This is a genomic window from Streptomyces sp. NPDC089799 (genome assembly GCF_040684755.1).
Taxonomy (GTDB): Bacteria; Actinomycetota; Actinomycetes; order Streptomycetales; family Streptomycetaceae; genus Streptomyces.
The window spans coordinates 1-13,262 of the sequence record NZ_JBFBGR010000035.1 but is presented as its reverse complement, the minus strand read 5'-3'; the positions used below and the strand labels follow the sequence as shown (position 1 = coordinate 13,262).

The 13,262-nt window shown below is 70.7% G+C and carries 15 protein-coding genes and 1 pseudogene; 10 read left to right on the top strand and 6 right to left on the bottom strand.

Going from position 1 to position 13,262, the window contains the following annotated elements:
- Window positions 1-37: 37 nt before the first annotated feature.
- The 3 genes from AB0O36_RS29835 (at window position 38) to AB0O36_RS29825 (ending at window position 2,569) form a co-directional block, all read left to right on the top strand.
- Window positions 38-1,240: a cytochrome P450 gene (locus AB0O36_RS29835; protein WP_365115548.1), complete on the top strand. Its 1,203-nt coding sequence runs from the start codon at window positions 38-40 to the stop codon at window positions 1,238-1,240.
- A 127-nt stretch (window positions 1,241-1,367) separates the two neighbouring features.
- Entirely contained in the window at window positions 1,368-2,009 is a 642-nt protein-coding gene (locus AB0O36_RS29830) for a helix-turn-helix domain-containing protein (RefSeq protein ID WP_365115667.1), read from the top strand.
- Window positions 2,010-2,128: 119 nt separating this feature from the next.
- The gene (locus AB0O36_RS29825) at window positions 2,129-2,569 is read left to right on the top strand and encodes a protein-tyrosine phosphatase family protein (protein ID WP_365115546.1); all 441 of its coding nucleotides are present in this window, start codon (window positions 2,129-2,131) and stop codon (window positions 2,567-2,569) included.
- A 93-nt stretch (window positions 2,570-2,662) separates the two neighbouring features.
- Here the strand turns inward: AB0O36_RS29825 and AB0O36_RS29820 are convergent, their stop codons facing one another.
- Together AB0O36_RS29820 and AB0O36_RS29815 are read right to left on the bottom strand one after the other, a co-directional pair.
- Window positions 2,663-3,358, bottom strand: a complete 696-nt coding sequence (locus AB0O36_RS29820; protein WP_365115544.1) for a hypothetical protein — start codon at window positions 3,356-3,358, stop codon at window positions 2,663-2,665.
- Between the two features lie 11 nt (window positions 3,359-3,369).
- Window positions 3,370-4,401, bottom strand: a complete 1,032-nt coding sequence (locus AB0O36_RS29815; protein WP_365115543.1) for a hypothetical protein — start codon at window positions 4,399-4,401, stop codon at window positions 3,370-3,372.
- A gap of 132 nt (window positions 4,402-4,533) precedes the next feature.
- On the opposite strand from AB0O36_RS29815, the gene AB0O36_RS29810 reads away from it, so the two are divergent.
- A complete protein-coding gene (locus AB0O36_RS29810; protein WP_365115541.1) occupies window positions 4,534-4,932 on the top strand; it encodes a hypothetical protein in 399 nt (132 codons plus the stop codon).
- Window positions 4,933-5,046 (top strand): annotated as a pseudogene (locus AB0O36_RS29805) (AraC family transcriptional regulator); the annotation flags it as partial.
- Between the two features lie 85 nt (window positions 5,047-5,131).
- Here AB0O36_RS29805 and AB0O36_RS29800 read toward each other — a convergent pair.
- Complete coding sequence (locus AB0O36_RS29800) at window positions 5,132-5,857, bottom strand: dienelactone hydrolase family protein (RefSeq protein WP_365115539.1); 726 nt, start codon at window positions 5,855-5,857, stop codon at window positions 5,132-5,134.
- Window positions 5,858-6,837: 980 nt separating this feature from the next.
- Between AB0O36_RS29800 and AB0O36_RS29795 the strand changes: the two genes are divergently transcribed.
- From AB0O36_RS29795 to AB0O36_RS29775, 5 genes are all read left to right on the top strand, one after another.
- Complete coding sequence (locus tag AB0O36_RS29795; RefSeq protein WP_365115537.1) at window positions 6,838-7,869, top strand: Mu transposase C-terminal domain-containing protein; 1,032 nt, start codon at window positions 6,838-6,840, stop codon at window positions 7,867-7,869.
- A complete protein-coding gene (locus AB0O36_RS29790) occupies window positions 7,866-8,264 on the top strand; it encodes an ATP-binding protein (protein ID WP_365115535.1) in 399 nt (132 codons plus the stop codon). The genes AB0O36_RS29795 and AB0O36_RS29790 overlap by 4 nt, the downstream gene beginning before the upstream one ends.
- A gap of 323 nt (window positions 8,265-8,587) precedes the next feature.
- The gene (locus AB0O36_RS29785; protein WP_365115534.1) at window positions 8,588-9,433 is read left to right on the top strand and encodes a tyrosine-type recombinase/integrase; all 846 of its coding nucleotides are present in this window, start codon (window positions 8,588-8,590) and stop codon (window positions 9,431-9,433) included.
- Window positions 9,384-9,791, top strand: coding sequence for a helix-turn-helix transcriptional regulator (locus AB0O36_RS29780; RefSeq protein ID WP_365115532.1), 408 nt, complete (start codon window positions 9,384-9,386; stop codon window positions 9,789-9,791). The genes AB0O36_RS29785 and AB0O36_RS29780 overlap by 50 nt, the downstream gene beginning before the upstream one ends.
- Before the next feature lie 356 nt (window positions 9,792-10,147).
- Complete coding sequence (locus AB0O36_RS29775) at window positions 10,148-11,335, top strand: integrase (protein ID WP_365115530.1); 1,188 nt, start codon at window positions 10,148-10,150, stop codon at window positions 11,333-11,335.
- A 206-nt stretch (window positions 11,336-11,541) separates the two neighbouring features.
- On the opposite strand, the gene AB0O36_RS29770 is transcribed toward AB0O36_RS29775, so the two are convergent.
- The 3 genes from AB0O36_RS29770 to AB0O36_RS29760 all read right to left on the bottom strand — a co-directional run.
- Window positions 11,542-12,021 carry a hypothetical protein gene (locus AB0O36_RS29770; RefSeq protein WP_365115528.1) on the bottom strand — a complete coding sequence of 160 codons (480 nt, stop codon included), beginning with the start codon at window positions 12,019-12,021 and terminating at the stop codon, window positions 11,542-11,544.
- 72 nt (window positions 12,022-12,093) lie between these two features.
- Window positions 12,094-12,471 carry a PadR family transcriptional regulator gene (locus tag AB0O36_RS29765; RefSeq protein WP_365115526.1) on the bottom strand — a complete coding sequence of 126 codons (378 nt, stop codon included), beginning with the start codon at window positions 12,469-12,471 and terminating at the stop codon, window positions 12,094-12,096.
- 144 nt (window positions 12,472-12,615) lie between these two features.
- Window positions 12,616-13,262: helicase associated domain-containing protein (locus AB0O36_RS29760; RefSeq protein WP_365115524.1), on the bottom strand; the 647-nt coding region annotated here is incomplete at its 5' end.

The following is a 13,262-nucleotide window of genomic DNA, read 5'->3' as shown; positions in this document are numbered from 1 at the left end:
ATCACTCCCTGCCCCGCCGAAAAGCAAAGGACCCGCCATGCCTGCCCCGACCCTCGACCAACTCGCCCCCGCCGGAACGGACTTCACCGCCGACCCCTACCCCCTCTACGCCGCCCTGCGCGAGAAGGGCAGCGTGCACCGGGTCCACATTCCCGGGAGCGGTGACGTCTGGCTCGTTCTCGGCCGCGACGAGGTGCGCGCCGCACTGACGGACCCCCGGCTGCGCAACGACATACGGCACTCCGCGACCTGGGAGAGCGACGGCGGCAACGCCATCGGCCTGAACATGCTGCAGACCGACGCGCCCCACCACACCCGCCTGCGCGCCCTGGTCGCCCGCGAGTTCACCGCCGGGCGGATCGAGGCGATGCGCCCCCGCGTGCAGCAGATCGCCGACGGCCTCCTTGACGCCCTCCCGCCCGTCGGGGCCGCCGATCTGGTCGCCGACTACGCCCTGCCACTGCCGCTGACCGTCATCTGCGAGCTGCTCGGAGTTCCCGCCGGCGACCAGCACCTCTTCCACACCTGGTCGACCGAGCTCGTTGCGCCGTCATCGCCCGCCGCCGCAGGTGCCGCAGCCGGCGGGATGAGCGCGTACTTCGCCGAGCTCATCGCAGCCAAGGCCGACGATCCCGGCCCGGATCTGATGAGTTCCCTGGTCCGGGCCTCCGCCGCACCGGACGGACTCTCCGCCGAGGAACTGCTCGGGATGGCCTTCCTGCTGCTCGTCGCGGGGCACGAAACCACCGTCAATCTCATCTCGGGCGGTGTCCTGAACCTGCTGCGCCACCCCGACCAGCTCGCCGCCCTGCGGGCGGATCCCGGCCTCCTCGACGGCGCCGTCGAGGAGATGCTCCGCCACGACGGCCCCGTCACCTCCGCCGCCTTCCGGTTCGCCGCGGAACCCGTGGAGATCGCGGGCGTCCGCATCGCGGCCGGCGACAGCGTGATGCTCTCCCTGGCCGCAGCCTCCCGCGACCCCGAGCACTTCGCCGATCCCGACCGCTTCGACATCCGCCGTACCGTCCGCGGCCACCTCGCCTTCGGCCACGGCATCCACCACTGCCTGGGTGCCCCGCTCGCCCGTGTCGAAGGGCGGATCGCTGTGGAGACACTGCTGCGCCGGCTTCCGGACCTCGCCCTGGCCGTCGAGCCCGACTCCCTCGTACGCCGCCCCGGGAGCATGCTCAGGGGCCTCGCCGCCCTGCCGGTCCGCTGGTCGCGACGCCTCCCGGCCTGATCCGGCGACCCATGGCACTAGCATCCGTACCGAACCCAGCCCCACCGAAATGCACACAAGCAACACAAGCAACACGAGCAACGCAAGGAGTGAGAGTGTGACCCCTGGCACCGAACGGCCCGCGCCGATGCGCCGGGACGCGCTGCGCAACCGCGAGCTGCTGCTGGCCGCCGCGCGCAAGGCCTTTGCCGCCCAGGGCCTGGACGCCCCCCTCGACGAGATCGCCCGCCGGGCCGGCGTCGGGAACGCCACCCTGTACCGGCACTTCCCCACCCGCCCCGCCCTCATCGACGCGGTGTTCCAGGACGCGCTCCAGGGAACGATCGCAGCCGGGGAAGAAGCCCGCGGCGCGGCCGACGCCTGGGAGGGGCTGGCCCGCTACCTGGAGGCGGTCTTCACCGTGCTGGCCTCGGACCGCGGCATCAACGATCTGATGACCACCCCGGTCGAGGGCGTGACCTCCCTCGACGCCGTCCACGTCCACAATCACCAGACGATGGCCCTGCTGGTGGACCGTGCCCAGCAGGACGGCACCATGCGTCCCGACGTCACGGTCGAGGACCTGCTCATGAGCCTGGCCACGCTGGGCCGCTCCGTCCCCTCCCTCGAGGCCGCGGGACCGCCGCACGCCTGGCGCCGACAACTGACCCTGTTCCTGGACGCCTTGCGCACCGGGACACGCCCTGCATCGGCCCTGCCCGCCCCGGCCCTCACCCCGGAGCAACTGGCCGCCATCCTCCTCGACCTCGGCCCCCACCGCACCACCTGACCCGCCCGAAAGCCCACCGAACACCGGACAACACCGGACAACACCAGTCGACGCAGACAGCCGGCGTCCATTACCGGAGGACGGACTTGCTGCGCATGAACCCTCTATAGGGTGCTCGCATGAGTGAGGACTGGCACGCGACGGACGGGGTCCTGCGGTTTCCTTCAGGCGCGCTGGTGCGTGGCCGGGGATTGCGTTACCCCTTGCCCTCAGGGCCGACGCCGTCGTTCGCGGTGTACCTCCTGGGCAAGCAGCCTCCGCCGACGGAGTGGACGGCTCGATGGCTGCCGTGGCCTGACTTCCGCCTTCCCAAGGACCCCCGGCAAGCTCGGGATGTGCTGCAGGAGGCGTTGACGCGGGCAGGGAACGAACGTGAACGTGTCGAGGTCGCGTGCCGAGGCGGGCGAGGCCGCACCGGAACAGCCTTGGCATGCATGGCCGTCCTTGACGGAGTTCCGCCGGAACAAGCTGTCGCGTTCGTCCGTCAGCACTACCACCCCCGTGCTGTCGAGACCCCCTGGCAACGACGCTACGTACTGCGCTTCGGGGATGCACGGTAGTGATGGGCCAGGGCGTCAAGCGCCACCATCGTCTTGACGCGGCCTCGCGACGACTCCTGGCGTCGTCCTCTCCGCGACTCCCGCCCGCGCGGTCTAACTGTCCCAGGCGGCGGCCCGCTCGTCGGCCAGGTACTCCTCTGCCAAGCGCCGCTCTCCGCTGCTGAAGAACCCGTGGGCGGCCATCCCCACCAGGGTATACGTGCTGCACAGAGCCGCGGTCACCGCCGGCGAGGGGTGCCACCAGTCCACGCGCCCGGCGAAGAGGTAGGCCGTGAGCAGGGGGACAACGAACCGGAAGGCGGGCAACACGGGCTCCCCGCCCGTGCCGACCATCATCCACTGGTACCCGGCCAGGAGGGCCACCACCCAGCCCCACACCGGACTCACCGTGTATGTGAGCCATACGGCAGCGGCGAGGGCGGGGAGGGTGACCAACGCCAATAGGGCCACCCGCCACGCCACCTCCGCCGCCAGCCGCCGGCGCAGCACCATCGCGTCGACCGGCCCCCGCATGCCCCGGCCCAGCAGCGAGAGGCGACCGGTGTGGATCAGCCGGGCGGTCTCCTCCTCTCCCGTACCGGCATCGAGCGCGGTCGCCAGCAGCCAGCCTCGTGCGGACTCGAAGACCACCGGCGCGGGCAGACCTGGCAGCATCCGGCGTACGGCGAGGAACCGGCGGATCGAGGAGGGGTGCCCGTAGGCCATGAGCGCCATCAGGGCCGCGACGCCGAGCCACAGACCGGCAGACAGCAACGCGAGGTGGAGCAGCTGCCGGAGGTGATCGAACATAGCCGTCCCCCTCAGTCGAGAAGTCCGTCGAGGAACCCGCCCTCACGGTCGCGGGACCCGCGGTCGCCGCCCGGTCCGACGCCGTCAGCATCGAGGGCGCCCACGGTCGCGATGCTTATCTCCCGGGCCAGCCACAGCCGCAGCGGACTGTCCTCCGCCGCCTCCTGCAACCACTCCCAGACTCGCTCGGCCAGCTCCGCCCCGGCCCCGGTGACGCCGCCCACCGCCCCGGCCCCGAACAACCAGCCCAGCGTCGCCTTCCCACCGAGCCGCTGTGGCGGAGGCGGCGTACGGGCCGCCACCGCCAGAGCCGTCAGGCAGGCACCTCCGCGCCGCGGGTCGGCCAGATCCTCCAGCAGGGCCAGCACCCCGTGCGCGAAGGGCCGCTCTGCCAGTGAACGGCCGAACTCCTCGGGTCCCAGGCCCTCCCCGCGGCCGGCCTCCCGCGCAGCGGCCACCAGCACCGCGAGCCGCGGCGAGGTCAGCACCGCGAGATACCCCTCCCAGCCGGCCGGCAACACCGGCGCCTGGACCACCGGCCATAGCGCGAACACCGCGAAGTCGACCACCAGAGCCTCCGGCAGCGGTTCGGCGGGCACCCGGCCCGCCGCGTGCAGGTACTGGACGGCCCCAGCAGCCAGCAGTCGGCGCACCTGATTGATGCCGTTCCGGTGGCCCCCGTCGCCGGCCAGCTGGACTTGCAGCGTCGCCAGCTCACGCTGCCGCCCCGCGCGTTGCCGACGCCCGCCCGGAGCCTCCCCCGCAGCGCAGATCTCGCGGTAGTCGGCAGCCATGCGGTCGATCCACACCCGCAGCCCCGGCAGCCCGAGCGGTACGGCGGGCCCGTCCCCGTAATGGTGGTGATGGACCACATGCTGCGTGCCGCCGACGATCTGGTGGATCTGGGCCCGCCCGCGCCCCCGCGCGACGAGCCGGATCTCACCGTCCGGTAGACGCGCACCGCCCGCGCAGTCCTCCGCCTCGGCCCCCGGGTCGCCGTCGCCGCCGGACCCGCCGCCCCCCTCGGGAAGTCTTCCGTCCATGGCCCAAGTCTGCAGCGCGGCCGGGACCGCAGCACAGGACTTGGCCGCAACCACACCAATTCTCTTACCGCTGTGCGATGTTGGAGTCAGGCTCAGGACGGCGTACGGCGTACGGCGAACGGGAGGCGGGCGATGTCGGGTCCGGTGCGGTGGGCGGCGGCCGGGGCGGCCTCCGTGGTCTCGTTTGCCCTGGCGGTGTGGCTGGTGCGAGCGCTCCCGTGGGGCTGGCTGCCGAAGGACGACGGCGACCGCTGGGCGGTGGCGACGGCCTGCGGTGCGGTGGTTGCGGCCGGTGTGCTGTACGGGCTGACGTGGTGGACGTCGCGGGGTGGGGCTCCCGCCGCTCCGGGCGGAGGCCGCCGGGTGCGGCAGTACGCCGATGCCGGTGGCGACTCCGTCGTCGAGCAGACGGCCGGCACCCGCACCCGACGCCGCACCCCCGGCACGCCGCCTGAACACCTCACCCAGCGCGCGAAGACCCGCGGCACATCCCGCATCCGCCAGACCGGCGGCGACGACGGGAGCTACTGAAGCAGCGGACTCCTGGACGGCCGTGTCGCCACCACCCACTGGGGCCTGGCCGAGGAAATGCAGCGCGCCTTCCCCTCGGTGCGCGTGGATGCCGACCGGTTGTTCGCCGAGGAGCTGCGCCCGCTGCGCGACCCGGATGCCCCAGAGCTGGACGAAGACGATGACGGCGGGCAGGAGTGAGTATCAGGAGCCGATCGGATCAATCCGTGATGGGCAGGCACTCGGCGAGCAGGGCGACGATGTCACGCCAGGCTCGCTGTGCGTGCCGTGCGTGGTAGCCGACGCCGGGAGGCACGGTGTGGTCGACCGGCGGGTGGTGGAAGGCGTGAAGGGCTCCTCCGTAGACCACGAGGCGCCAGTCGACGCCCGCGGCCTGCATCTCTGCGGTGAACGCCTCCCGTTGCGCGGGCGGCATGATCGGGTCTTCCGACCCCACCCCGGCCCATACGGGGCAGCGAATGCGTGCCGCCTCGCCCGGTCGGCCCGTGGTCAGTGCGTTGACTGTCCCGATCGCGCGCAGGTCGACGCCATCGCGACCGAGTTCCAGTGCGACTGCGCCCCCGGTGCCGTAGCCGACGGCGGCGGTCCGGTCGGGGTCGGCCCGTGGTTCGGCACGCAACACGTCGAGCGCGGCGTGACCGATTCCTCGCATGCGGTCGGGATCGGCGAGCAGCGGCATGCAACGGGCCAGCATTTCCTCTGGGTCGTCCAGATAGCGTCCGCCGTGGAGGTCGAAGGCCAGCGCCACGTACCCCAGCTCGGCCAGAGCCTCGGCCCGCCGGCGCTCGACATCGCTGAGCCCCATTCCCTCGGGTCCGATCAGGACTGCGGGCCGGCGTTCGGCACCGGCCGGGAGCGCGAGGTGTCCGATCATCGTCAGGTTGTCGGCCGGGTATTCGACCGTACGGGTTGTGACCGTCGTCATACGACTGGACGGTAATGACCGTTGCGCCCGCTCGGGGTGGTGTTCACCGATGGCAGACAGCAGTCTGTCCCGACTGTGGCCGGCCGGCCCGTCTGCGATCTCTCGGGTTGGTGTCAGTGGTGGTGTGTGTCAGTGGCTGGGGTCGTGGTCGTGGGTCTTTGTGGCTGGTCAGAGAGTTGTCGCTGGCTGTTTCTCACTGTCATGAGGCGAGAGATTTCACTGTCGTGAGGTGTTATCTCATGGTGGGTGATGCTGTCTCAGGTTCGAGAGTTCTTATGTAGTCGGTGGGGTGGGCTCGGTCTGATCGAGGGGTGGAGTCTGGGGATCGGGTGTTGGGGGAGACGGCGGGGCTGCCTGAGGCTTCGGCCAGGGTTCTTCGCGGGCCGGCGGTGCGTCGGCTCCTGGCGTTGCGGCGGGAGGGTGCGCTGTCGTCCCGGCATGTCCGGTCGATGGCTGAAGCGCTTCGTGTGAAGGAGCGGACGGTGTGGCGGTGGCTGGCCGCTGCCGAGCGTGACGAGTGTGCGGCGATGTGTCCTGGTGAGCGGGCGCAGTCCCGTGACCGGTTCACGGTCACCCCGGAGGTGCGTGCCTTGCTCGCGTTGTGGAAGGGGAATGTGGCCGCCGTTCACCGTGAGCTTGTTGCCCGCGCTGTGAGGGGACAGGGACCTCCGCCGCCTTCGGTTCCCACTCTCCACCGGGCGATCCAGCGTGATTTGTCGCCGGGGGAGCGGGCTGGCCTTGCTGGTGGGGAGCGGGCAGCGCGGGCTCATGACGTGTTTTTGTCGCGGCCGCGGGGCTGGCGGAACCAGGTCTGGGAGACCGACCACGTTCAGGCCCCTGTCCTGGTCGATGTCGAGGGAACTGTCCGCAGGCCGTGGGTCACCTGGTTCGTGGACTGCGCGTCGAACACGGTGATGGGGTCGGCGGTGACGCCGGGCCATCCCTCACGGGAGTCGGTACTGGCCGCGTTGCGTGCGGCGGTGCTGCACGAGGAGCCGTTCGGGCCGCAGGGTGGGCTGCCGGAGAAAGTACGCGTGGACCGGGGCAAGGACTTCCTGTCGAGGACGGTGACGGCCGCGTTCGATGTCCTGGACGTGAGGGTGGAGGATCTACCCGCCTATACCCCGCACCTGAAGGGCACGGTGGAGGGCCTGAACCGGGCGGTTGAGTCGATGTTCCTGGCCTCGTTGCCCGGATACGTCCGTCAGCCGCGCCCGGGCCGTCGCCGGGCGCGGCCGAAGGACGAGGTGCTGCTGGACTTCGAGGACTTCACCGCCCGGCTGCTGGATTGGGTGTCGTGGTGGAACACGGTGCACCAGCCCGATCCACTGGGCGGGAGGACCCCGTTGGAAGCATGGGAGGCGGATCCGACGCCGTTGCGGGAGGTGAGTGCTGAGGAGTTGTGGACGTTCACGCTGGAAGAGACCGGCCGGTTCCGGGTGATCTCCACGCACGGTGTCCGGTTCAGGAGCCGTGACTATGTAGGTGCGTGGATGACGGGCCAGTCGGGTCTGAGGGTTCGGGTGCGGTTCATGCCGCACCACCAGCACCGCATTGAGGTCTTCGACGCCGCCACTGGGCGGTACCTGGGGCCCGCCGAACTGGCGGATGCTGCCACACCGGAGCAGATCAGCGCGGTACGTACGGCGCGGGCCGCCCGCACTCGCCGGCTGCGGCAGGACCTTGCCGCGGCGCAGCGTGAGCGCTACGCCGCAGCCACCCGCCCGGGGAAGCCCGAGAGGCTGGGAGCGGTGACCGAGGTGGAGGCCGGTTTGGAGCTGGCGGCGGCCGAACGGTCGGACCTGTCGCGGCTGGCGCTGCCGGACCTGATCCCGCCGGCTGCGCCGCCTGCCGGATGGCGCACACCGCCTTCCCTCGCCGCCCGCACCCGCCCCGCGCTTCCGCCGGCTGTGCCTGCCGCTGATGAACCGCCCGGCCCCGGCACCGCAAGCGCTCCCGGCGCGGGTACCGACGCCGATTCCGGCACCACCGGCGAGGGGGAACCGCGGTGACTGCTTCCATCTACCAGTACGTCGACCTGCCGGACGCCTCGGTCGTGACCACCCGGGCGCTGCTGACTGCGCGGGAGAACATCGCCGACACGGTCGCCGCGCGGGCGATGATGTGCATCCACGGCGATGCCGGCTTCGGGAAGACCCTCGCGGTCAACATCTGCCTGCACGAGCTGGAGACGGCCCGCGGCGAGGAGGTCTGCAGGGTTACCTTCCGGGCCCGCCCCACTGCCCGCGCCGTGCGGTACGAGCTCTTCGACGTTCTGCGCCTGCCCGGTGAGCCGCCCCGCCATCCCAGCGAGTTCGACCGGCTGCTGAAGACTGCTCTGGCCGAGCGGCCCCGGACGTTCCTGGTGGATGAGGCGCAGTGGCTCAACGGGGAGGCGTGTGGATGAGTCGGTTGTTTCGCTGGCGGGGTGTCGTTTTCTTCGGTGTGTCGTTGAGTTCGTCGGTGTGGGCGGGGTTGTTCAGGTGCTGCCTTAGCTGACGGATTCATGGGGTGTTGCGTGTGGGTGTGGGGGAGCGTGGCGGGCTGTGTCTGCTCGCTGGCGGGCTGACCGGTCCTGATACCGGAGCGGATCCGTGGGTGTTCCAGGCCGAATGTGCGCAGGCGTTCGCCCGGTCGTGGGTGGTGCGCGGGTTTGCTCCGACGACGGTCCGTAGCTACACCTCTCTCCTCGCCCGTGTTCTGGGGCGTTTGGACTGTCCAGTGTGGGCGGTGGAAGTCGAGGACGTGGATTGGATGCTCCACGCTCTGGTGGTTGAGGGTCTGGGGGCGGGTACGCGTCGGCAGTACCTGCAGATGCTGCGCACGTTCCACGCTTTCGTCGTCGAGCGGTATGCAGTCCAGGTCCGTGGCACGTTCGGTGTCGCGGTGGGGAAGGGCGGGATGGACCGGTTCAACCGGGTCCGGCATGCCGGTGACGACGCCGCGGTGGGTCTTCCTCCCGGCAGGGAGCGGCTGGAGGCGTTCTTCTCCTTCGCCCGGTCCCGGGTGGCGGTCGCGTCGGACTACCGGGCCATGGCCCGCGACTACGCCATGCTGCGCACGCCGTATCTCTCGGCGGTCAGGGTGAGCGAGCTAGTGCGCCTGGACCAGGTGGACGTGCACCTGGAACAGGGCCGGTCGGGGAAGCTGCATGTGCGGTTCGGCAAGGCGGCGAACGCGTCGGGACCGCGGCCGCGGTGGGCACCGATGCTGGAGGGCCTGGACCGGATTCTGGCCTGGTACCTGGCCGATGTGCGGCCACTGTTCCCCAGCAGCCCGGCACTGTTCTGCGACGAGGACGGCCGGCCCATGAAGAGGGGGACGGTCCGGGACCGCCTGGCCCGTCTTCTCGATCTCGAGGGCGCGGCTGGGGAGGACCGGTTCACGCCTCATGCGTTGCGCCGGGCGTGCGCGACGCACCAGTACGAGCGGGGCATGGATCTGATCGCGGTCCAGCAGCTCCTCGGGCACCGGCATATCGCTTCGACGATGGCGTACGTGAAGCCGTCGCAGCACTTCGTCGAGGATGTCTGGCGGCGCGCGACTGACTCCGCCGTCCGCGCGCTGGCCGGCTGACCGAAGAAGGGCGAGGGGCATGACCTCAGCAGGACCCGGGCTCCCGGACCCGGCGGCAGGCGTTCAGTGGCGGCTGCGGATGGCGGCTGCGGAGCGCGGTGTGTGGACGGGAACCCAGCTGCGGCGGCTGCTGGCCGAGAGGGCGGGCCTGGACCTGTCCGCGGCCTCGGTGTCGGCTCTGTTCACCAAACAGCCTTCCCAGGTGAAGCTGTCCACCTTGGCTGCCCTGTGTACGGCCCTGGACTGCGCTCCTGGAGATCTCCTTGTAGCGAGTCCCGCGGTACGGGTACCGGCCTCGGGGCAGCCGTCGCCTGACCCGCTGCGGGTTGCCGGGGGACGGTCACTGCCTCCCTTGTGACCACTGTGGCTTTGGTTGTCCGTCCACCCTTCTACCTGGCAGGTTCAAGATCCATGTCAGCGTCCGCCCCTGACACCGTGCAGGGCCGCTGCCCAGGCTGTACGAAGCTGCGCTGGCTGCGCCCCGGCTCGGGCCTGTGTGCCTGGTGCTTGCGGACGTGTCCTGGTTGCGGGGGTGGCAGACGTTCGGCGGAGGAGACGTGTGCGGCTTGCCGGCGTCGGGCCGCGGGGAGGCCCGCGCTTGGCCCGTGTCAGCGGTGCGGGCGCCGGCGCACCCTTGATGCGGCGACCCAGTGGTGCCGTCCGTGTTCCGATCCGGCGAGGGCGGAGCCGCCTGCGGCCTGTACGGGATGCGGTGTGCCGTCCCAGTGGGCGCTGGGCATGTGCAAGCGCTGCTACGAGTACTCGCCTCACACGGTGCGGACCCGCGCGGTCGGCTGGTCCCGCCGGATGCCCCGCACGCCGCCGTGGTGGGAAGAGTTCGCCTCGCATCTGGCAACGCACCGTAACGTCATCTACGGCGCGGATGCCCTCACTCACACGGCCCGTCTGGTCACCGAAACAGACGCCACCGACCCGCTCAGCCTGCTCGCCGAGGCCCGCCGTACGCGCCCCTGGCTCAGTCGGCTGCTAGCGGACTTTTTCCACGCCCACCACCTCCTCGACGTCCCCGCCGACATCCAGAGCACACGGGCTGCGACTCGTCGTGAGCGCCGGATAGAGGCTGTTCCGGCCCCGCTGCGACCCGCCGTACACGCTTTCGCGGAGGTGATGGTGGCCCGGCGGGAGAACGCAGGGCGTCTCGGGCTGCGACCGAATCAGCTCAAGACCATCGAGATCCGCCTCGACACCGTTCGGGACCTGGCGCTCCACCTCCACGCGAAGGGACACACCACCTGGGCAGGGGTGAACACGACCGACCTCGAAGCTTTTCTGGCTCGCAACCCGGCCCGCAGGGCTTCCTGGCTGGCGGGCCTGCGCCAGTTCTTCGCCCACGCTCACCGCACCAAAGTGGTGCTCCACAACCCGGCCGCGCCTCTCGACGCCCCGCAGTCACGCGGTTTCAAGGGTGCCACCCTCACCCTGCACGAGCAGCGCAAGCTGTACCGCCGCTGGAACAGCCATGGCGAGATGCACCCGCACGAGGCTTTCATCGGCCTGGCGGCTCTCCTCCACGCGGCGACAACGACCGAACTGCGCCTCCTCACCCTCGACCACCTCACCCCTGCCCGTCACGCGGTCCGCTTCCCCGGACGCACCGCCGACCTTGCACTCGATACCGCGACGTGGAAGGCGCTCACGGGTTGCCTCGACCACCGGGCCTCGCTGGGCACGGACAATCCACATGTCCTGGTGACCCGCCTGACCAGAACCCACACACGACCGGCCGGCGCCGCCCACATCCGTGACAGCCTGGCCCCGGTCGGCCTGCTGCCACGAGTCCTGCGTTCGACCCGGCTGCTCACCCTTGCTGCCGAACTCGACATCAAACAGCTCACCGCAGCGCTGGGCATGTCCTGTAACGGGGCTGCCCACTACGTATAACCCTGCCGGTGCCGGTGCCGGTGCCGGTGGCTGGGTAATCCTGCTCTGCTGCGCCCAGTGGATGCCGGGTTCGGTGAGCGCGGCGAGTCGGCCGTTGTCGGGCCGGTCGCGTCGTTCTCTCTGGTTGGCGATTCCGGGTGCCGGTGTAGTGGGTGGTTTTTGTCGGGGAGGTGTTCGGTGTGGGCCTGGCCGACAGGTCGTGGTGTTCAGGCTCGGCTGTTCTTCTTGGCGCGTGCGTCGGTGATGGCGTAGGGCAGTCCGGGGAGCAGCAGGAGGGGCGCGGCCCACAGAGGCAGTTCGAGCAGCACTGCGTCGCCGGCCAGCCATTCGGTGAGGAGCGCTGCGGGCAGGGCGGCGGCGAGGGCGAGGGCCCAGCTCCGGCGTATGCCGAGGCTGCCGCGCCGCAGCTCCCAGGTGACGGTGGCCGTGCCGAGTACCGCCCAGAAGGCGAGCTGGCCGGGGGTTATGTCCAGGCTGGTGGTCCACCGGATCGCATACGAGAACAGCAGGAGGCAGCCGATGGCGAAGCACCCCAGGGACGCGGTGCGCAGCATGCGGAGCGGTAACGGGGTGCGCGCCCGTGCCCATGCGGCGGCGAAGGTACGGACGTCGCCCCCGATGACGTCCTGTCCCGTGCGGCCGGCTGCCTGGGCGTCCTGAAGGTGCGCGGAGAGCTCCTCGAGCATCTCTCATGGAGGCGTCGTCGATGCCCCGGTACTCCCAGTTGCTGCGGCAGGCGGCGAGGATCTGCGCGTTGGTCATGGTGTGGTTCCCCCCGTGGGTTTTGTGGCGGTCAGGATGCGGCCCACCTGCCCGGCGAAGGCGAGCCAGCCGGCCCGGCCGCCGCTCAGTTCGGCGTGTCCCGCCTCGGTGAGGCGGTAGTACTTGCGCGGGGCACCGCCGCTGGGGGACGGGGCACGGTACGAAGAGATGAGTCCTGCCCGCTCCATCCGTGCGAGCAGCGGGTAGATGCTGCCGTCGCTGACCAGCTCCATGCCGCCCGCTGCGAGCGCCTCGGCGAACTCGAAGCCGTACCTGGGCCGTTCGGCGATCAGAGAGAGCAGGCACAGGTCGAGCACTCCGCGCAGGAGCTGACTGCGCCGCTGGTCACCGGCCGCGGACAGTTCCTTTGTCATGCGGTACAAGATACTCACCCAGTACCTTGCGCCGCAAGAAACCAGTGGAAGCGCCTTCGCTTGCTCCCGTCACACCCACACAGACAGCTCATCCGCCTATCCGGTTATGGGTCGCCACCGTACGGGCCCCGCACCCAGGGCGGGTCAGTCGAACAGGCCGAGGTCCTCCAACTGCCTCCGCTGCCCTTCCGGAAGCGAACCCCGCCGACTGCGCATGTTGCTGCGCCACACCCCCAGCCGGACCTCCACCTCCTGTCCGTCGTGGCGCACGGTCTCCACGTGCGATCGCGGAATCCTCATGAGCGAGCCCTCCCGCGCCAGGTACTGCTGCAGGGCCGCCAAGCCCTTGTGGAAGGCTTCCGCGCCGCGCCCGGTTGTGGACACCGTGCTCGTCATCGCGGGCGCCCGGCGGGCGCCCGCGGGTGCTGCGGTGACGCCGAGTTCGGCGAGGCGGTGCTGCTGTTCGGCGTTGAGCCGGTGGTAGTCGCGGCGTTGGGTTGCGAGCCAGCGGCCGATGTCTTCGCCGTGCCGGGTCACCCCGGGCACGATTGCGTCGAGGAGCGCGCCGTCGTCCAGGAGCTGGGCGAGGTAGGCGTGGTGCCGTTGCCAGTCGACGGTCCACCCGTTCTCGCCGGGGTTCCAGTCGGGGTCGATGGCGGTGAGGGCGGCGGCCCGCCGTCGGGCGCGTGCGGGGTCTTTGCCGAGTCCTCCGGGCCGGCGGATGTTGGTGAGCCACTGCCCGACCGGCTTGTCGAGCGCAATCGCGTGTCGCGGTGCTGCGAGGGTGCCGT